Genomic DNA, 17708 nt, shown 5'->3' on the forward strand with positions numbered 1-17708 from the left:
CGTCTATGTGAGCGTGGAGACACGATATGCGATTATTTCAGGGGTTATGAGTGTGCATAATTAAATCGTTTTGCACACCTAGTCCAACGGGTGCTCTCCCCTGAGAAATGAGTAGACGTTGGTGACAAGGTAGTCGTGAACGATGGACTCCCTATGCGTGACACTTGATTTCATTCGGTCCGCGCGCATGCGTGATCTAACGGTGCTGGGCTTTTCGCCAAGCATAGCTGCGGCAACTTCGTACTTGTTTCGATAGGGAGCGTAGCTGATTCCATGCCTGGCTTTTGCAGCCTCAACAGCGCGCACCATGTACAGGGTGAGCTGTGCTTTTTTGGAATCTCCAGGGTTGCCTTCCTGCTTGTATTTCAGATTCAGCGCTTGTTCCATGTCGCCGCTCGCCAGGCCCTTGACGAAACCGCCGGCCAGGTATTCGAGTAGGGCGGGGTGCGGGGTATCGCCCGCTCGAACAGAATCCACAAATGCCCTCAGTGCCCGCTGCGCGGCTTCCTTGTCCCCCTTGCTGGCCCGGTCAATGGCGGACAGGAGTGTGATTTCCTCAAGTTCGGTCATGCCTGCTTCCTCAGTTTGCGGACCTTGGCCGGCTTATCATCGCCATAGCTCGGCAGGTGGGCGCGGATAGTCTCGGCCGCATAGGACGGTTGCAGGTGGGCATAGTGGCGTTCTGTCATTCGGGTGTCTGAATGCCCCAGGGCATAGGCGATCACTTGCAGGGGCACGCCACGCAAAGCCAGGGCGCTGCCATAGGTGTGCCGCAGTACGTGGAAGGATGCCGGCGGATCAATGCTGGCACGGCCGCAGGCTTCCCGCAGGGGGCGCTGGTAATAGTCTTTCCCCCACGGCTCGCCATCGGTGCGGGTGAATATCAGATCATCGCCTTTCAGATCGGCGGTCAGCAGCTCGAATGCCTGAATACCCGCGTCGGTCAGCGGTACATGCCGGGCCTTCCCGCCTTTGGCCTCGCGGACGGTGACGGTCCCGCCGTCGGGGTTGAAGTCACTGGCCTGCATCCGGGCCAGCTCGCCGAATCGGCAGCCGGTTTGCAGCGCGCCGCGCACCAGTGCCCGCAGATCGGCGTCACAGGCATTCAGCAGCCGTCGGCATTCGTCCTCGGACAGATACCGCACCTTGGGGACATCCACGCCGCGAAACGGCTTCACACGGCGCCAAGCGTCCGCAGACTTCACCACGCCGTTATGGTAGGCATGATTCAATCCGGCCTTGAGCACGGTCAGCACGCGGTTTGCGGTAGCCTTGCGCTTGCGGATGGCGTCGGGGTTGTCGGGGTCCACCTTGCGCACGGCTTTCTTGCCGCGCTGGCGGATCGGGGCGGTAATCAGCTTGTTTTGCCAACGCTGGATCTCACGCGCCGACAGGGCCTCCACGGGGCGGTTTTCAAAGGTGGGCAGAATATGGGCTTTGATGGTGTGCTCACTGCGGTCGGCGCTCTTTCCGTGCGCCTTGTGGTGGGTCAGGTAATCCTGCATGGCCTGCCCGAGCGGTGTAGCTGCTCGCAATGGTCGGCTTCTCATCGTGGTCAGTTTCGGCGTCGGCGAGCTCCAGGGCCTTGCGGTGGGCCTGCTTGTAGTCCAGGACGGTGATGCCGTCGGCGTCCTGGATGTCGTCAGCTACGCCCAGGCGGGCTTTCACGTACCGGTTACCGTGGCGTCGGCGTGCCCACCAGGTGCCGCCACGGCGGCCGGCACGGTAGCCGATGGCGAGCCCTTCATGGATGGTTTGCCAGTTGATGTTGTCGCTCGGGGGAAGCCGTAGCCGACCGTCGCGGCTTTGCAATGATGGTGCTCGCTTCGTTCGTGCCATGTCTGTCTCCCGTTACCCGGAATCGTTTCGCGCCACTGCAAGGCGGTGTCAGCCCGTTACCGAATTACCCGGAAGCTAGTCGGAGTCATTTTTCACGGCGGCGACAGCCATTTTCCGGGTAATTCCGGGTAACATACCTGACAAGACGCAGAGAGACAACAAGAAACTGTTAGATAATAAGGTGCTGAATAGGAAAGGGAAAAACAAAACACCGCGAAACGGACAGAAACAAAATTTTCCCCCTTTCACGGCGGCGACAGGGGTTCGACTCCCCTTGGGGACGCCATACATCACCTGCAACAGTTCAAGGGCCGCGCAATGCGGCCCTGTTTTTCTGTGCCCCAAATCCATTCGGTATCAGCTTGCGTCGCAAATGATGAGTGTGGGCTATGCCCTGTTTCGGCATCATGCAATGCAGTGGTGGGATGGGGTGACCGCGGCCATGCCGTCCTGCCCGGAGGTACTACAGGAGACGGCGGCCAGCATGCAGATGCACACGCCCGGCAACCAAATGCGGGTGCGTTTTCTCAGGTGGGACGGGTTTCGGCCCGGATGCCGCGCCGGGTTATAATCCGGTCATCCTCACAGCCGGAACTGCAGTCTCATGCAATGCGCCATCTACAAGGGTGATCGGAAGACCGATACCTATCTCTATGTCGAATGCGAGGACGACTTCTCGCGCGTGCCCGATTCGCTGCTGCAGCTGCTCGGTAACCTGGAGCTGGTCATGACCCTGGAGCTGCATCCCGGGCGCACCCTGGCGCGTGCCGATCCCGATCAGGTGCGTGAGCACCTGCGCAGTCAGGGTTTCTATCTGCAGATGCCGCCTGATAAAGACAGGGCCGAATTTCCAGGCATCTGAGGTCATGGAGCTCATCGACACCCACTGCCACCTCGATGTGCCGGAGTTCGATCCCGATCGGGAAGCCGTGCTCAGGCGCGCGCAGGCGGCCGGCGTGACCACCATCGTCAATCCCGGCATCCATGCCGATGAATGGCCGCGGCTCATCGAACTGGCGCAGAGCAGCCCTGGCGTGCATTACGGTCTGGGCCTGCATCCGGTGTATCTGGAACGTCACAGCGACGCCGACCTCGAGCGGCTGGAACAGCTGCTCGCCGAAACCCGGCCGGTGGCCGTGGGCGAGATCGGGCTGGATTTTTACCTGCGCGACCTGGACCGCGAGCGCCAGCAGCGGCTGTTCGAGGCCCAGCTCGTCATCGCCCGCGACGCCGACCTGCCGGTGATCCTGCATGTGCGCAAGGCCCACGATCAGGTGCTGCAGGCATTGAAGCGCATCCGGGTGCGGGGCGGCATCGCCCATGCCTTCAACGGCAGTCTGCAGCAGGCGCAGCAGTACCTGGATCTGGGATTCCGTTTCGGTTTCGGCGGCATGCTCACCTTCGAGCGTTCACGCAAACTGCGCGAGCTGGCCGCGGCCCTGCCACTGGAATCCCTGGTGCTGGAGACGGATGCACCGGATCTGACCGTCGCCGCCCATCAGGGCGAACGCAACAGCCCGGAATACCTGCCCGACTGCCTGGCCGCCCTGGCCGGGGTGCGCGGCATCGCCCCGGAAGAAGCCGCCCGCGCCACCAGCGCCAATGCCCGTGCGGCGCTGGGGCTGGTTGAGCTATAATTTTCATGTGTATTTCATTGCCGTCATTGCGAGCGCAGCGCGGCAATCTCGTGAAGCGGCATCTGCGGTTGGTGATGGCCGCGGCGCTGCGCGCCCAGCAATGACGAAGTCGAGAGTGCCGATCCGCGACCATGGATTTTCCCGCCCAACTCCTGCCCGACTGGCTGCTGTGGCTGAGCGCACTGATCTATCTGCCGGCCCTGGCGCTGGCCCTGTATGTGCTGCCGCGTCAGCGGCTGGGCGACAACCAGTTCACCCATGTCTATTTCGCCGCCTGCGTGGCCATGCTTCTGCTGTGGAGCATCAAGGCCGGTATCCATCCGGCGCTGAACTTCCACCTGCTGGGCGTGACCGTGCTGACCCTGATGGTCGGCTGGGCCTATGCCTTCATCGGGGTGTCGCTGGTCGCGCTGGGCACCACGCTCAACGGCAATGCCGGCCTCGAGACCCTGGCGCTGAACGTCCTGCTCATGGGGCTGCTGCCCATCATGTTCACCCAGCTGCTGCTGGACCTGGCGCGGCGCCGGCTGCCGCACAACTTCTTCATCTATGTCTATATCAATGGCTTTCTCGCCGGCGGCCTGTCCATCGTGCTGGCCGCGCTCAGCGGCACCCTGCTGCTGTGGGGGCTGGGTCTGCACGACTTCGGCTGGCTGGGTCATCAGTACCTGGCCTACTTCCCGCTGATCTTCTTCTCCGAGGCGCTGATGAGCGGCATGCTCATGACCATGCTGGTCGCACTGCGCCCGGCCTGGGTCTGTTCCTTTGACGACCGGCTCTACATCGACGGCAAATAGGGGGCCGGAACAGATGCATGACAAGCGGCGGGATACGCCCATCTTCAATGTCGACTACGAGGACTTCGAGGCGCGGGTGCTCGGCCCCTCGCACGAGCGTCCCATCCTGGTCGATCTGTGGGCCGAATGGTGTTCGCCCCTGCCTGGTGATCGCGCCGGTACTGGAGCGGGTGATCGCCGGGTTCGGTGGTGCGGTCTGGCTGGCCAAGGTGGAGGTGGACGAGGGCGAGAACATGAAACTGGCCGGACACTACCGGGTGCGCGGTTTCCCCACCCTGATCCTGTTCGAGCGCGGCGCGGAACAGGCCCGGTTCAGCAGTGCGCGGCCGCAGCACTTCATCCGCGAATTCATTCAACAGCATAGCGAATTGCTGAAAGTGTAAGATTTTTTGTCAGTTGGCCTGGACGGGGCGGGCTGATACCATGCCCGGCATGTGTTCCGTCCTGTCGGGACGGGGTTTTACCAGGCAGCAACAAGAATAAAATTCGCCCATGACCCGGGTCATCACAATCAGCAGCGGCAAGGGCGGCGTGGGCAAGACCTTCATCGCCGTCAACCTCGCCGTCGAGGCCGCCCGCCGCGGTCTGAAGGTCTGCCTGTTCGATGCCGACCTGGGCCTGGCCAACGTCGATATCCTGCTCAAGCTCCAGCCCGAACGCACCCTGGTGGATGTCATCGAGGGCCGCTGCGCCCTGCGCGACATCCTGCTGTCCACCGAATTCGGCGTGGACGTGGTCCCGGGCAGCTCGGGCGTGGACGTCATGGCCAATCTGCCGCCGGACCGGCTGCAGCCGCTGCAGTCCCAGTTCGAGGTACTCAAGGACTACGACCTGGTACTGTTCGACACCTCCTCGGGGATCGGCCGCGGCGTGATGTCCATCATCCTGGCCTCGCCCGAGGTCTGTCTGGTCATCACCCCCGAGCCCACCTCGCTGACCGATGCCTACGGCATGGTCAAGCTGCTCTACCGCGACGGCTTCAAAGGCCAGTTGAGCGTGATCGTCAACAATGCCCGTACCAATGCCCTGGCCGAGCATACCTTCGAACGTTTCCGCGAGGTGGCCCGGGTCTATCTGCAGCGTTCCCTGCCGTTGCAGGGCGTGGTGCCCTTCGACAGCCGGGTCGGCGAGGCGATCCGCCAGCAGCGCCCCTTCCTGGTGAGTGCGCCGGACGCGCCCGCGGCCCGGCGGCTGGCCGCCCTTGCCGAGCGCCTGCTGTCCTCCACGGCACCCGCGGGCGACGGGATCGAACACTTCTGGCAGGGCTATCTGGAGCGGCTGGCCGAAACCGGGGCGGAGACGGCTCAGACCGTGGCGGCACCGGTGGCCGCCGAGCCGTCCGCAGAGGTCTATCCCGGGCCGGAGCTGATCCATCAACTCACCGCCCGGCTGGAGGAACTGTCCAGCCAGGTGCAGGCTTTGAGCACACAGTTCGATACCGCCCGGTCAGCCCCCGGGGCAAGCCCTGCGCAGTCCGTCCCGGCGGCAGACGAGGAGGCCGGGCCGGAGCGCCGCGAAGGGGTGATACGGCTCCCGCGCGGCGCGCGCCATGCCCGCAGTCTGCGTCAGGGCCGCCGGCCCACGCCGATCGACAGTCTGCAGCTGCGCCGCATCACCGGGCGGCTGCTGCTGCGGGCACAGGAGCAGGCCGGGGGCAGGGTGACGGTCGATACCGCCAGCAGGGAACTGGAGGAAGACAACAGCCTGCATCTGGTCCCCGGCCGTTACACCTGCATTGCGCTTGCCCTGGAAGCGGTCGAGCAGCCGCGCCAGTTCGTCAGCGACGTACTGGAGATCTGTGAAATCGACGGCTGTGATGTCCGGGAGCTGACCTCCAGCCAGCATCTGTGGTTGACGAGTGACCGTGACGGTTGCATCAAGCTGGATGCCTCCGACGCGGTGCTGGCCCGGCTCGAAATCTATGTCATGGCGGGCCAGGCCGTGATGGAGGACGGAATGCAGACGATGGAACAGCCTGTACCGCCGCAGCCCGCCCGTCTGGCCAGGACAGCCGTGTCGGGGAGCGTCTGGCCGCGGCTGGCGGAGCACCACCGTGACCGGCTGGTACGCGAAGCGGAACTCAGCGATGCGGACATGGATGTCTATCGGCTGAAACGCTTTGGCCGCTCGCCGTTGTTCTGTGCGGTGATGCGGACAGAGGTTTCGCGCAAGCTGGATAATGGTAGCAAGGTCAATGGCGCCGGAGACTGAGTTTTCCTTGCGGCGAAACCGTATGCGGTGTGGGTGATCGCCGGGCCGGTTCCGAAGCAGCTGTCTGTTTACTCAGATGTCAGAAAACATGACTACGGTTGCACAGCGTCATTCCCGTGCCGGCGCAGGCCGGTACGGGAATGACGGTGCCTTGGGTGTTGTAGCCAGTATTTCGATCGTTGTGTAATTCCTTCCTTCTTTTCTCCTTCCCAGCCCCTGACTGATTCACTCTGGTTACCTGGCCTGGACCAGGTGGAAATGGAATGCCTGCAACAGGCGCTCGCCCTCACAGCTTGTAGGTATTCGTCCGTCAGACTACAGAGTTGTGGGCCAGATCACAGTGCGAGAAAACTGACGCGGTAGTATTCTTGACTAAAATCATAAGCAATAACGCGCCTCAACCTCCCAGGGCGGTTTATGTCCGACTTTCCAGCCAGTACAGCAGTGGCCGAAAACCGGCTCGACACGAGCACTGGCATCGCAACACGCAGCCTCGGTCTACTGCCGCGATTCGTCCTGCTCTGGCTGCTGCTGTCGCTGATCGTGGCCGGCGTGTTGTGGCTGCTGTACTGGGTCCAGCTCAAGCATCTGCAGTCACTGAGCCTGATCGAGGAAAGCCAGGCGGTGGAGCTGGCAGTCCAGTCCATCCGCGCAGAGCTGGCGCAAGCCGGCGCTGATCTGGTCCTGCTTTCCAGGCAGAGCGTTCTGAAACAATGGCTGCATTCCCCGACACCGCATAACCACGAGCGGATCACCTCCGACTATGTTGCCTTTCTGAAAAGCAGCGGACGCTACGACAATGTCAGGTTCATCGATGCATGGGGCCAGGAGTTCGTGCGGGTGAACTGGATTGACGGGCAGCCGACCGTGGTCGGTGAGGATGCCCTGCAGGACAAGTCCAACCGCTACTATATCAAGGAAAGTCTGGAACTCGGGCCGGGCGAAATCTATATCTCGCCCTTCGATCTGAATCTCGAGAGGGGTGAGATCGTGAAGCCGATGAAGCCGGTCATCCGCTTCGCAACCTCGATCCATGACGAGGCAGACGTCAAGCGCGGTGTTCTCGTTCTGAATTATAACGGCCGGCGGCTGATAGAGCGGATACGTGAAATTGCCTCCCAGACTTCCAGCCATCTGTGGCTGCTGAACGAGCAGGGCTACTGGCTGTTCGGGGCCAGGTCGGAGCAGGAATGGGGGTTCATGTTCGATGATCGCGAACAGCTGCATTTCAAGGCGGATTATCCGCAGATCTGGCGGGCGATCATGGACAGCTCCAGCCGCGGTACCCTGAACACCGACGATGGTCTTTTTACCTACGCTGTGCTCTCGCCCACCGGTCTGATGCACGAGTACGAGGGGATTGATTTCAAGGCCGGGGAGCGCTGGGTGGTTGTCTCCCATGCGCCGTCGGAAATACTGGCAAACCGGATGCAGGGACCGGTCTACAGTCTGGTGGTCGCTTTCTTCCTGTTGTCACTGTTCACCGCCATCGTCGCCTGGGCCATCACCTACTACGTACACAAGCGCAGACAGGCCGAATCAGCGCTGCTTTCCAGCGAGTCGGCCTGGCGTGGTCTGGTGGAGTCCGCACCGGATGCCATCGTGGTGGTGAATGAGAGCGGCCACATCGAGATCGCCAACGCCCAGGCCGAGGCCCTGTTCGGTTACAGCCGTGCCGAACTGATCGGTCAGCCCGTCGAAAAGCTCATTCCGCAGCGTTATGCGGGTCACCATGTGCAGCTGAGGGGCGATTATGCGCAAGAGCCGAAGGCGCGGCCGATGGGCGAAGGCAGGGTGCTCTACGGGCTACGCAAGGACGGCAGCGAGTTCCCTGTCTCGATCAGTCTCAGTCCGATACAGGTCGATAACAAGCTCCGTGTCATAAGCGACATCCGTGACGTCACCGCCGAGCGCGAGGCCGAGCGGCATATCCGCGAACTCAACACGCAGCTGGTGGAGCAGAACAACGAGCTGGAGCGTATCAACCGCGAGCTGGAGGCCTTCAGCTATTCCGTCTCGCATGATCTCAGGGCACCGTTGCGGGCGATTGACGGTTTCAGCGAGATCCTGTCGCAGGAATATGCCGATGAACTCGATCAGCGGGGAAGGGATTATCTGCAGCGGGTACGCAGGGCCGCCCAGAAGATGGGGCAGCTCATCGACGATCTGCTCAACCTGTCCCGGATCGCGCGGGCGGAAATACGTTTTCAGGATGTCGATCTCAGTGCCATGGCCGCTGATGCCCTGCGCGAGCTGGAACAGCAGGAGCCGGAGCGCCGGGTGGAGGCACTGATCCAGGAGGATATACAGGTCCGCGGCGACAGTCGGCTGCTGCGGATCGTGCTGGATAACCTCCTGGCCAATGCATGGAAGTTCACCCGCGACAAGGGCGATGCCCGGATCCTGTTCGGCATGGAGCGTCAGCAGGAGGAGACGGTGTATTACATCCAGGACAACGGGGCCGGATTCGATATGGCCTATGCAGACAGGATGTTCGGTGCCTTTCAGCGGCTGCATGATGCTTCCGAGTTTCCCGGTACCGGGATCGGCCTGGCGACGGTGCAGCGCGTGATACACAAACACGGCGGCCGGATATGGGCGCGCGGCGAGCCGGGGGAAGGGGCAAGCTTTTATTTCACACTGGGCCGGGAGATGGCATGACGAACAGGACCATTCTGCTGGTGGAAGACAACCCGGACGACGAGGCGCTGACACTGCACGCGCTGCGAAAGAACAACCTGGGCAATACCGTGGTGGTCGCCCGCGATGGGGTTCAGGCCCTGGAATACCTGTGCGTGGACAAGGAGGGTCAGGAACAGATGCCGGCGGGCGAACTGCCGGCCGTGGTGCTGCTTGATCTCAACCTGCCCAGAATCAATGGCCTGGAAGTGCTGCGGCGAATTCGTGAACACCCTCGTACCAGGCTGCTGCCAGTGGTGCTGCTGACCTCGTCCACGGAGGAGGAGGACCGGCTTCAGGGGTATAGCCTGGGAGCGAACAGCTATGTGCGCAAACCGGTCGACTTCAATGCCTTCGTTGAGGCGGCCGGACAGCTGGGGCTGTACTGGCTGTTGTTGAACGAGTCCCCCCATGCCTGATTCGGGAGCAACCATGATTGACGAGAGCGACGCACATCTCAGTGCCCTGATCGTCGAGGATTCCGAAGACGATGCCCTGCTGCTGATCAGTCACCTGGAGTCCGGCGGCTATCGGGTTGGCTGGCAGCGGGTCGAGACCAGTGACGCGCTGCGTCGCGCGGTCACTGAGGACAGGTGGGATATCGTGTTTTCGGATTATGCCATGCCGCATTTCAGTGGTGACAAGGCGCTGAGCCTGTTGCGGCAGTACGACCAGGATGTCCCTTTCATTTTCGTCTCGGGCAATATCGGCGAGGAGACCGCCGTGGCGGCGATGAAGGCCGGGGCCCAGGACTATGTGATGAAATCCAACCTCAAGCGCCTGGTGCCGGTGGTGCAGCGCGAACTGGCCGAGGCCGAACTCCGGCGTCGGCAGCGGCAGGTGGAGGATAAGCTGCGCAAGCTTTCAATGGTGGTGGAAAATGCCGTCGACGGTGTCTTCATTACCGACAGCAGCGGGCAGATCGAATACGTCAATCCGGCGTTCGAGCGCATTACCGGATTCAGCGGGCGGGAAGTAAGCGGGCGTGATCCGGCGCTGCTCAATTCGGGACGGCATGGCAAGGCCTTCTTTCGCCGCATGTGGCAGACCCTGCACAAGGGCCAGGTGTTTCGTGACACCTTCATCAACCGGCGCAAGGATGGCCAGGAATTCTATGAGGAAAAGGCGATCATGCCGCTGCTCGATGCGCAGGGCGAAATCAGTCATTTCGTCTCCATCGGCCGTGATGTTACCGCTCAGGTTCGCGAGCGGGCTGAACGCGAGCGGATGAACGCCATTATCGAGGCCACGCCGGACTTCGTGGCAATTGCCGATGAATGCGGCAGACTGCTGTACGTCAACCGGGCCGGGTGCGAGATGCTGGGGCTGGGACCGCAGCCAGCGGACTGGGACGGAGCGGATCTTGATGATCTGTGCCACGACGAAACGGCGCGGGTCCGTCTGCAGGAGGCCCTGGCTACCGCCCGGCGCAAGGGACTGTGGGAAAGCGAGATCGAACTCTGCTCCCGCGAAGGGAAAGTGATCCCGGTCTCGCAGGTGATCCTGGCGCACACCGGTGCCGACGCCAAGGTCGAATTCTATTCGACCATCGCCCGTGATATCACCGAGCGCAAGCGGTTCGAGTCCCAGCTCCAGTACCAGGCGAGCCACGACATGTTGACCGGCCTGCCGAATCGGGTGCTGCTGATGCACCGGCTGCAGATGGAAATGGACCGGGCTCAGCGCCACTCGACCCGGGCCGCGGTTCTGTTCCTGGATCTGGATAACTTCAAGCGGGTCAACGACAGCCTCGGCCACCAGGCCGGGGATGCGCTGCTGCAGCGCGTGGCCTGGCGGCTGGGCAACTGCCTCAGGCCGAACGATACCGTCGCCCGCCTGGGCGGAGACGAGTTCGCCATCGTTATGAGCGACGTCAGGGACATTGATAACATCCTTACCATCATCCACAAGCTGCGGGCCACCTTCGATAGTCCGATCCTGGTTGGCACCCAGGAGCTGTTCGTGGGCTTCAGCGCCGGCATAGCGGTATACCCCAATGACGGCGACAGTCACGATATCCTGCTGCAGAACGCCGATACCGCCATGTACCGCGCCAAGGCGATGGGCAAGGGAGAGTACCAGTTCTATGCCGCCGGCATGAATGCGCGCGGACAGGAGCTGCTCAGCCTGGAAACCGACCTGCGCCGGGCATTGCAGCGCGAGGAACTGGTCCTGTACTACCAGCCGCAGATGGATCTCGGCAGCGGCAGGATCGTTGCCGTGGAGGCCCTGTTGCGCTGGCAGCATCCGGAAAAGGGCCTGGTGCCGCCATCGGACTTCATTCCGATACTCGAGGAAAGCGGATTGATCAATGTGGCGGGCGACTGGGTGCTGCGGCGAGCCTGCGCTGACTGCGCCAGGCTGATTGGACAGCTGGGTTCGGTGATGCGGGTGGCGGTGAATGTTTCACCCCGGCAGTTCAACGATCCCGGTTTCGTGGATTCCGTACGCAGGGTGCTGGGCAGGCAGCGGATCCCCGCGGGTTGTCTGGAGCTGGAGATTACGGAAGAGATCGTCATGCAGGAGGTAAGCATGACAGGATCGACGCTGAGTGAGCTGGACCGGCTGGGCGTGCGCCTGGCCGTGGACGATTTCGGTACCGGTTATTCCTCGATGGCCTACCTCAAACGCTTTCCGCTTGATGCCCTGAAAATCGACCGCACCTTCGTCGAGGGCCTGCCCGGGGATCAGGGCAATGCGGCGATCGTGGAGGCAAGCATCTATCTCGGGCGGAAACTGGGCCTGGAGGTGATCGCGGAGGGCGTTGAAACAGCCGTGCAACGGGAGTTCCTCCAGGCCCACCAGTGCGATCTCATCCAGGGTTACGCCCTGGGCCGGCCGATGCCGCTGCCGGCCCTGATCGAGTTCCTGCGGGACATATCACGGCACTAGTCACTTCATTTCGATCTTCGCGTCCTTGCGCAGCTCGGCCATGTAGTCGTTCAGCCGCTGGTTGCGCAGCCGGTTGACGATCTGCTCCCGCACCTCCTCCAGGGCCGGTGCCTGGGCCTGGCGGGTGTCCTCCAGCTTGATCACGTGCCAGCCGAACTGGGTCTTGACCGGCTCGCTGGAATACTCGCCCTTGTCCATCTCCTGCACGGCCTCGGAGAACTCCTTGACCATGCGGTCGGGAGAGAACCAGCCCAGGTCACCGCCGCGAGGGCCGGTGGGGCCGGTGGATTCGGCCTTGGCCAGTTCGGCGAAGTCGGCGCCCTCGTCGAGCTGCGCGATCAGTTCCCCGGCCTTGGCCTCGGTATCCACGAGGATATGACGGGCGTGGTACTCGCTGCCGGACTGGCTCGCGGCCAGTTCCTTGTAGGCGGCCTGGATATCGTCCTCGGTAATGGGGTGGCGCTGCAGGTACTGACGGGCGGCCAGATTGACCATCAGGTTCTGGCGGTAGAACTTGATCTGCTGTTCCAGTTCGGGATGGTCGTCCAGTCCCTGCCTGTGTGCGTCCTGAATCATCAGCTCGATATCGATGACCTCCTTGAGCAGGTTATCGGCGTCGGGCTCCTGGCCGCCGAGCTGGCGCTGTTTCTGGGTCCGATAGAAATCGAGCATGGCCTGGTTGACGGGTTCGCCGTTGACGCGGGCGACCACGTCGGCGTCATCGGCGGCCAGCGCCGGCGTCAGGGGCAGGGCGATGGCGAACAGCAGGGCAGTGAGGCGGTTTTTCATCATTGAGTTCCTTTTATAGTTCTTCCGGGGTCTTGGCCTGGATGCTGAGGGCGTGGATATCACTGTGCATGGCATCGCCCAGGGCATCATAGACCATGCGGTGGCGTTCCAGCAGGTTCCTGCCGGCAAAGGCCGGGCTGACGATGCGGACGTTGAAATGGCCACCGCCGCCCTTGGCGCCTTCGTGACCGGCATGTTTGGCCGAATCGTCCTGAATGTCGAGATCTTCGGGCTGCAACGCCTCGGTCAGGCGTTCGCGGATCATGGCGACGCGTTCTGCAGTCATTTGGGAAACACCTTCTTGAATGGTTTGACGGTGACCTGCGCGTAGACCCCCCCGGTCTGGTAGGGGTCGGCATGGGCCCAGGCCTCGGCCGCCTCCAGTGAATCGAACTCGGCCACCACCAGGCTGCCGGTGAAACCGGCCGGGCCGGGCTCTTCGGTATCCGCGCCCGGGTAGGGACCGGCAAGCAGCAGCCGGCCTTCGGCCTGGAGCTGTTCCAGACGCTCCAGGTGGGCCGGGCGGTTGGCCTGGCGCAGTTCCAGGCTGTCCTCGACGTCCTGGCTGATGATGGCGTACAGCATCAGGATTCCTCCTCGCCCTTGTCTTCGTTGGAGGCGTAGCGGGCGATGATGATGCCCTGGCCCAGGATGAAGATCAGCGACAGGGACATGAGCCCGAACAGCTTGAAGTTCACCCAGGTGTCCTCGGCGAAATTGTAGGCCACGTACAGATTCAGAATGCCCATCACGACGAAGAAGACCACCCACGACAGGTTGAGTCCGGTCCAGACCCGCGCCGGCGCGGTTATTGCGTGGCCCATCATGCGTTCGGTGATGGAGCGGCCGCCGATATACTGGCTGCCGAGAAACACCAGGGCAAATAACCAGTAGGCGATCGTGGGTTTCCACATGATGAAGGTCGGGTCCTGCAGGGCCAGGGTCGCCCCGCCGAACACGCCGATGATGGCCAGGGTGATCAGGTGCATTTTCTCCACCCGGCGGTGCCGGAGCCAGAATACCGCCACCATGACCAGGGTGGCGACAATGGCCACGGCCGTCGCCACATAGATGTCATACACCTTGTAGGCGACGAAAAACAGCAGGATGGGCATGAAGTCGAATATGAATTTCATCGTGTCGGACCTGGCCGGTGCGGCCTTGCGGGCGTGATTGCCGGGGCCGGTCATGTTAACCGATTTGCCCGGCGCGGCGGTAGCCCGCGCCGCGACCGCGGCTGACGCGGCATGTGCCGGACGATTCAGGTAAAATGGCCGGATGTTCACGCACTATGACCTGCATACCCATTCCCGTCAGTCCGACGGCACCCTGACGCCGACCGAGCTGGTGGGGCGTGCGGCCGCCGCCGGCGTCGAGGTACTGGCCCTGACCGACCACGACACCCTGAGCGGCATCGAGGAGGCTCGCACGGCGGCCCATGCCGCCGGCATCCGGTTGATTCCGGGCGTGGAGGTCTCTGTGACCTGGAATCGCCAGACCATTCACGTGGTGGCGCTGAACGTCGATCCTGACGCCCCCGACCTGCGCGCCGGGCTGGCGCGACTGCAGGAATTCCGCGTCTGGCGCGCCGAGGAGATCGGCCGCCAGCTGGCGAAGGCCGGCATCGAGGGCGCTACCGCGGGGGCGCGCCGCCACGCCCACGGGGTGCTGATCAGCCGCACCCATTTCGCCCACTACCTGGTGGAGACCGGCCGGGCGAAGGATGTGCGTGCGGTGTTCAGGAAGTACCTGGTCAGGAACAAGCCCGGCCACGTGACCGGCCAGTGGGCCGGGCTGGAGGAGGCAGTAGGCTGGATTCGCGCGGCCGGGGGCCAGGCCGTGATCGCCCATCCGGCGCGGTACCGCCTGACCAACAGCAAGCTGCGGCGCCTGATCGGCGAGTTCCGGGAGTGCGGTGGTGAGGGCCTGGAAGTCGTCTCGGGCAGCCATTCGCAGCAGGACATGCACAACATGGCCAGTCTGGCCCGCCAGTGCGGACTGCTGGCCTCGCGCGGCTCGGATTACCACGGTCCCGAAAACGCCTGGATCGAGCTGGGCCGGCTGCCGGAGCTGCCCGCGGGGCTGATCCCCGTCTGGCAGGACTGGCCGCGGCACGCCGCCTGAACCGGAAGCCATACGCGTCATGAGCCAGTTCTTCGACATCCATCCCGATAATCCCCAGCCGCGCCTGGTCCGGCGCGCGGTGGAGTTGCTGCGTGCCGGTGAGGTGATCGCCTATCCGACGGACTCGAGCTATGCCCTGGGCTGCCTGGTCGGCGACAAGGCGGCGATGGAACGTATCCGCCGCATCCGCCGCCTGGACGACAAACACAATTTCACTCTGGTCTGCCGCGATCTGTCCGAAATCGCCACCTATGCCAGGGTGGACAACACTGCCTTCCGGCTGCTCAAGACCTACACGCCGGGGCCTTATACCTTCATCTTCCAGGCCACCAACGAGGTGCCGCGCCGGCTGCAGCACGCCAGGCGCAAGACCATCGGCATCCGGGTGCCCGATCACCGGGTCACCCAGGCGCTGCTCGATGAGCTGGGCGAACCCCTGATGAGCTCCACCCTGATCCTGCCGGGCGAAACCCTGCCGCTGAACGACCCCGAGGAGATCCGTGAGCGACTGGAACACGAGCTGGGTGCCGTGATCGCTGCCGGCGCCTGCAGCCCGGAGCCCACCACGGTGGTGGACATGACGGCCGCAGTGCCCGAGATCCTGCGCCAGGGCCAGGGCGAGATCGAGGCGCTGGCATGATCTCGCAGCTCAGCCTGATCCAGCAGCTGGCGGTGTGGGTAGTGCCGGTGCTGCTCGCCATCACGGTGCATGAGGTTTCGCACGGTTTTGTGGCCCGCTATTACGGTGATACCACCGCCTACATGCTCGGCCGCCTGACCCTGAACCCGGTCAAGCACATCGATCCGCTGGGTACCATACTGGTCCCTGCGATCATGCTGCTGCTGCCCGGCAGTTTCGTGTTCGGCTGGGCCAAACCGGTCCCGGTCAGCTTCAACAACCTGCGCAACCCGATGCGCGACATGGCCGTGGTGGCCGCCGCCGGCCCGCTGTCGAACCTGACCATGGCCTTTCTGTGGGCGCTGCTGGCGCGGCTTAGCATGGGCTTGCTCAAGGACGGCTATCTGTTCTTCGAGCCACTGCTGCTGATGGGCATCGCCGGCATCTACATCAACATCATCCTGATGGTGCTGAACCTGCTGCCGCTGCCGCCGCTGGACGGCGGCCGCGTGCTGGCCGGTATTCTGCCCGGACCGATGGCCATGCAGTTCAGCCGCATCGAGCCCTACGGTTTCATGATACTGATCGCGCTGCTGGTAACCGGGCTGCTGGGCTGGATCCTGTTCCCGCTGATCAGCCTGGTGCTGTTCGTGGTGCTGCCGGTGTCGGGTTTCGCCCCGCAGGGCTTCTGGCAAATAATACAGATACTGATTCAGTAGCTCTTAGGAGGATGTCTTGAATACACCCATTGTGCAAAACGGCCGCGTGCTTTCCGGCATGCGCCCGACCGGCCAGCTGCATCTGGGGCACTATCACGGGGTGCTGAAGAACTGGATCAGGCTGCAGCACGAATTCGACTGCTTCTTCTTCGTCGCCGACTGGCATGCGCTGACCACCCATTACGACGAGCCGCAGACCATCTCCGCCAGCGTCTGGGAGATGGTCATCGACTGGCTGGCCGCCGGGGTCAATCCCGGTGCGGCCAAGCTGTTCATTCAGTCACGTATTCCCGAGCATGCCGAGCTGCATCTGCTGCTGTCGATGATCACGCCGCTGGGCTGGCTGGAACGGGTGCCGACCTACAAGGACCAGCAGGAAAAGCTCCAGGAGAAGGACCTGTCCACCTACGGCTTCCTCGGCTACCCGCTGCTGCAGAGTGCCGACATCCTGGTGTACAAGGCCACCGGCGTGCCGGTGGGCGAGGACCAGGTCGCGCACGTGGAACTCACCCGCGAAGTGGCGCGGCGCTTCAACCACCTCTACGGCCGTGAGCCCGGCTTCGAGGAGAAGGCCGAGGCCGCTGTCAAGAAGATGGGCAAGAAGAACGCCAGGCTCTACAACGAGCACCGGCGGCGCTACCAGGAGCAGGGCGACGCCGAGGCCCTGGAGGTTGCCCGCGCCCTGCTGGAGGAGCAGCAGAACCTGTCGCTGGGCGACCGCGAACGCCTGTTCGGTTACTCGAAGGCGGGGGGCGCATCATCCTGCCCGAGCCGCAGCCGCTGCTCACCCCGGCGGCGCGCATGCCGGGCCTGGACGGGCAGAAGATGTCCAAGTCCTACAACAACACCATCGGCCTGCGCGAGGACCCGGAGTCGATCACCCGCAAGCTGCGTACCATGCCCACCGACCCGGCCCGGGTGCGGCGCACCGATCCGGGCGATCCCGAGAAGTGCCCGGTCTGGGAGCTGCACAAGGTCTACTCGGACGAGACCACCCGCGACTGGGTCAACACCGGTTGCCGCAGCGCCGGCATCGGCTGCCTGGACTGCAAGCAGCCGGTCATCGACAAGGTGCTGGAGGAACTGGAGCCGGTCCGCGAGCGGGCCGAGGAATATGCCGCCAACCCCAATCTGGTGCGCAACATCATCGAGGAGGGCTGCGACGAGGCGCGGGCCGTGGCACGTGAGACATTACAGGAAGTTCGTTCCGTAATGGGCTTGAATTATAAATAAAAACGACGCAGTCGTTGCGAGCGAAGCGCGGCAATCTCTTAAAGTTGCAGGCAACGTTGGGAGATTGCCACGGCGCTCTCGCGCCTCGCAAAGACGGCCAGGCCAGGCCAGGACGGTAGCCACCCGTCACATCCCGGCCCGGAATTACGGTAGAATCCCGAACCATTAC

At 63.1% G+C, this 17708-nt stretch carries 18 protein-coding genes and 1 pseudogene; 12 read left to right on the forward strand and 7 right to left on the reverse strand.

Annotated features, from left to right (window positions below; all coding sequences use genetic code 11):
- Positions 1-78: 78 nt before the first annotated feature.
- From D6C00_RS13915 to D6C00_RS15540, 3 genes are read right to left on the reverse strand one after another with little or no spacing between them, the layout of a single operon-like run.
- Positions 79-570, reverse strand: a complete 492-nt coding sequence (locus D6C00_RS13915; RefSeq protein ID WP_125182256.1) for a hypothetical protein — start codon at positions 568-570, stop codon at positions 79-81.
- Positions 567-1505 (reverse strand): tyrosine-type recombinase/integrase, encoded by a 939-nt coding sequence (locus tag D6C00_RS13920; RefSeq protein WP_158675441.1) that lies wholly within the window; start codon positions 1503-1505, stop codon positions 567-569. The genes D6C00_RS13915 and D6C00_RS13920 overlap by 4 nt, the downstream gene beginning before the upstream one ends.
- The gene (locus D6C00_RS15540; RefSeq protein ID WP_158675442.1) at positions 1450-1839 is read right to left on the reverse strand and encodes a hypothetical protein; all 390 of its coding nucleotides are present in this window, start codon (positions 1837-1839) and stop codon (positions 1450-1452) included. The genes D6C00_RS13920 and D6C00_RS15540 overlap by 56 nt, the downstream gene beginning before the upstream one ends.
- A gap of 604 nt (positions 1840-2443) precedes the next feature.
- On the opposite strand from D6C00_RS15540, the gene D6C00_RS13925 reads away from it, so the two are divergent.
- The 8 genes from D6C00_RS13925 (at position 2444) to D6C00_RS13960 (ending at position 12055) form a co-directional block, all read left to right on the forward strand.
- The gene (locus D6C00_RS13925) at positions 2444-2701 is read left to right on the forward strand and encodes a YcgL domain-containing protein (protein WP_125182258.1); all 258 of its coding nucleotides are present in this window, start codon (positions 2444-2446) and stop codon (positions 2699-2701) included.
- Between the two features lie 4 nt (positions 2702-2705).
- Positions 2706-3476, forward strand: coding sequence for a TatD family hydrolase (locus D6C00_RS13930; RefSeq protein ID WP_125182259.1), 771 nt, complete (start codon positions 2706-2708; stop codon positions 3474-3476).
- A gap of 131 nt (positions 3477-3607) precedes the next feature.
- The gene (locus D6C00_RS13935) at positions 3608-4273 is read left to right on the forward strand and encodes an energy-coupling factor ABC transporter permease (protein WP_125182260.1); all 666 of its coding nucleotides are present in this window, start codon (positions 3608-3610) and stop codon (positions 4271-4273) included.
- Between the two features lie 146 nt (positions 4274-4419).
- Positions 4420-4656: a thioredoxin family protein gene (locus D6C00_RS16630; RefSeq protein ID WP_317623015.1), complete on the forward strand. Its 237-nt coding sequence runs from the start codon at positions 4420-4422 to the stop codon at positions 4654-4656.
- 109 nt (positions 4657-4765) lie between these two features.
- The gene (locus D6C00_RS13945; RefSeq protein WP_125182261.1) at positions 4766-6484 is read left to right on the forward strand and encodes a MinD/ParA family protein; all 1719 of its coding nucleotides are present in this window, start codon (positions 4766-4768) and stop codon (positions 6482-6484) included.
- Between the two features lie 417 nt (positions 6485-6901).
- On the forward strand, positions 6902-9145 hold the full coding sequence (locus tag D6C00_RS13950) for a sensor histidine kinase (RefSeq protein WP_125182262.1): 2244 nt from the start codon (positions 6902-6904) through the stop codon (positions 9143-9145).
- On the forward strand, positions 9142-9582 hold the full coding sequence (locus D6C00_RS13955) for a response regulator (protein ID WP_125182263.1): 441 nt from the start codon (positions 9142-9144) through the stop codon (positions 9580-9582). The genes D6C00_RS13950 and D6C00_RS13955 overlap by 4 nt, the downstream gene beginning before the upstream one ends.
- Positions 9583-9595: 13 nt before the next feature.
- A complete protein-coding gene (locus tag D6C00_RS13960) occupies positions 9596-12055 on the forward strand; it encodes an EAL domain-containing protein (protein WP_125182264.1) in 2460 nt (819 codons plus the stop codon).
- On the opposite strand, the gene D6C00_RS13965 is transcribed toward D6C00_RS13960, so the two are convergent.
- Genes D6C00_RS13965 through D6C00_RS13980 form a run of 4 tightly spaced genes read right to left on the reverse strand, consistent with a single transcriptional unit; the run spans position 12056 to position 13980 of the window.
- Entirely contained in the window at positions 12056-12844 is a 789-nt protein-coding gene (locus tag D6C00_RS13965) for a peptidylprolyl isomerase (RefSeq protein WP_158675443.1), read from the reverse strand.
- Between the two features lie 13 nt (positions 12845-12857).
- Entirely contained in the window at positions 12858-13130 is a 273-nt protein-coding gene (locus D6C00_RS13970) for a BolA family protein (protein WP_125182266.1), read from the reverse strand.
- Positions 13127-13429 carry a YciI family protein gene (locus tag D6C00_RS13975; protein ID WP_125182267.1) on the reverse strand — a complete coding sequence of 101 codons (303 nt, stop codon included), beginning with the start codon at positions 13427-13429 and terminating at the stop codon, positions 13127-13129. Before D6C00_RS13975 ends, D6C00_RS13970 begins: the two co-directional genes overlap by 4 nt.
- Positions 13429-13980 carry a septation protein A gene (locus tag D6C00_RS13980; RefSeq protein ID WP_125182268.1) on the reverse strand — a complete coding sequence of 184 codons (552 nt, stop codon included), beginning with the start codon at positions 13978-13980 and terminating at the stop codon, positions 13429-13431. Before D6C00_RS13980 ends, D6C00_RS13975 begins: the two co-directional genes overlap by 1 nt.
- A gap of 142 nt (positions 13981-14122) precedes the next feature.
- On the opposite strand from D6C00_RS13980, the gene D6C00_RS13985 reads away from it, so the two are divergent.
- The 4 genes and pseudogenes from D6C00_RS13985 (at position 14123) to D6C00_RS14000 (ending at position 17539) form a co-directional block, all read left to right on the forward strand.
- Positions 14123-14968: a PHP domain-containing protein gene (locus D6C00_RS13985; RefSeq protein ID WP_125182269.1), complete on the forward strand. Its 846-nt coding sequence runs from the start codon at positions 14123-14125 to the stop codon at positions 14966-14968.
- Between the two features lie 19 nt (positions 14969-14987).
- On the forward strand, positions 14988-15608 hold the full coding sequence (locus D6C00_RS13990) for an L-threonylcarbamoyladenylate synthase (RefSeq protein ID WP_125182270.1): 621 nt from the start codon (positions 14988-14990) through the stop codon (positions 15606-15608).
- Entirely contained in the window at positions 15605-16306 is a 702-nt protein-coding gene (locus D6C00_RS13995; RefSeq protein ID WP_206609575.1) for a site-2 protease family protein, read from the forward strand. The genes D6C00_RS13990 and D6C00_RS13995 overlap by 4 nt, the downstream gene beginning before the upstream one ends.
- A gap of 58 nt (positions 16307-16364) precedes the next feature.
- A pseudogene (locus D6C00_RS14000) lies at positions 16365-17539 on the forward strand (tryptophan--tRNA ligase).
- The last annotated feature ends 169 nt before the right edge of the window (positions 17540-17708 follow it).

This window comes from Thiohalobacter thiocyanaticus, from assembly GCF_003932505.1.
Taxonomy (GTDB): Bacteria; Pseudomonadota; Gammaproteobacteria; order Thiohalobacterales; family Thiohalobacteraceae; genus Thiohalobacter; species Thiohalobacter thiocyanaticus.

Excerpts from the sequence above, each read along its gene's own strand:
- D6C00_RS13920 (WP_158675441.1), bottom strand. The coding sequence starts at position 1,505 with ATGCAGGATTACCTGACCCACCACAAGGCGCACGGAAAGAGCGCCGAC.
- D6C00_RS13925 (WP_125182258.1), top strand. The coding sequence starts at position 2,444 with ATGCAATGCGCCATCTACAAGGGTGATCGGAAGACCGATACCTATCTC.
- D6C00_RS13955 (WP_125182263.1), top strand. The coding sequence starts at position 9,142 with ATGACGAACAGGACCATTCTGCTGGTGGAAGACAACCCGGACGACGAG.
- D6C00_RS13985 (WP_125182269.1), top strand. The coding sequence starts at position 14,123 with ATGTTCACGCACTATGACCTGCATACCCATTCCCGTCAGTCCGACGGC.
- D6C00_RS13935 (WP_125182260.1), top strand. The coding sequence starts at position 3,608 with ATGGATTTTCCCGCCCAACTCCTGCCCGACTGGCTGCTGTGGCTGAGC.
- D6C00_RS13945 (WP_125182261.1), top strand. The coding sequence starts at position 4,766 with ATGACCCGGGTCATCACAATCAGCAGCGGCAAGGGCGGCGTGGGCAAG.
- D6C00_RS13995 (WP_206609575.1), top strand. The coding sequence starts at position 15,605 with ATGATCTCGCAGCTCAGCCTGATCCAGCAGCTGGCGGTGTGGGTAGTG.
- D6C00_RS13930 (WP_125182259.1), top strand. The coding sequence starts at position 2,706 with ATGGAGCTCATCGACACCCACTGCCACCTCGATGTGCCGGAGTTCGAT.
- D6C00_RS13975 (WP_125182267.1), bottom strand. The coding sequence starts at position 13,429 with ATGCTGTACGCCATCATCAGCCAGGACGTCGAGGACAGCCTGGAACTG.
- D6C00_RS13970 (WP_125182266.1), bottom strand. The coding sequence starts at position 13,130 with ATGACTGCAGAACGCGTCGCCATGATCCGCGAACGCCTGACCGAGGCG.
- D6C00_RS13990 (WP_125182270.1), top strand. The coding sequence starts at position 14,988 with ATGAGCCAGTTCTTCGACATCCATCCCGATAATCCCCAGCCGCGCCTG.
- D6C00_RS13960 (WP_125182264.1), top strand. The coding sequence starts at position 9,596 with ATGATTGACGAGAGCGACGCACATCTCAGTGCCCTGATCGTCGAGGAT.
- D6C00_RS13915 (WP_125182256.1), bottom strand. The coding sequence starts at position 570 with ATGACCGAACTTGAGGAAATCACACTCCTGTCCGCCATTGACCGGGCC.
- D6C00_RS15540 (WP_158675442.1), bottom strand. The coding sequence starts at position 1,839 with ATGGCACGAACGAAGCGAGCACCATCATTGCAAAGCCGCGACGGTCGG.
- D6C00_RS13965 (WP_158675443.1), bottom strand. The coding sequence starts at position 12,844 with ATGAAAAACCGCCTCACTGCCCTGCTGTTCGCCATCGCCCTGCCCCTG.
- D6C00_RS13980 (WP_125182268.1), bottom strand. The coding sequence starts at position 13,980 with ATGAAATTCATATTCGACTTCATGCCCATCCTGCTGTTTTTCGTCGCC.
- D6C00_RS13950 (WP_125182262.1), top strand. The coding sequence starts at position 6,902 with ATGTCCGACTTTCCAGCCAGTACAGCAGTGGCCGAAAACCGGCTCGAC.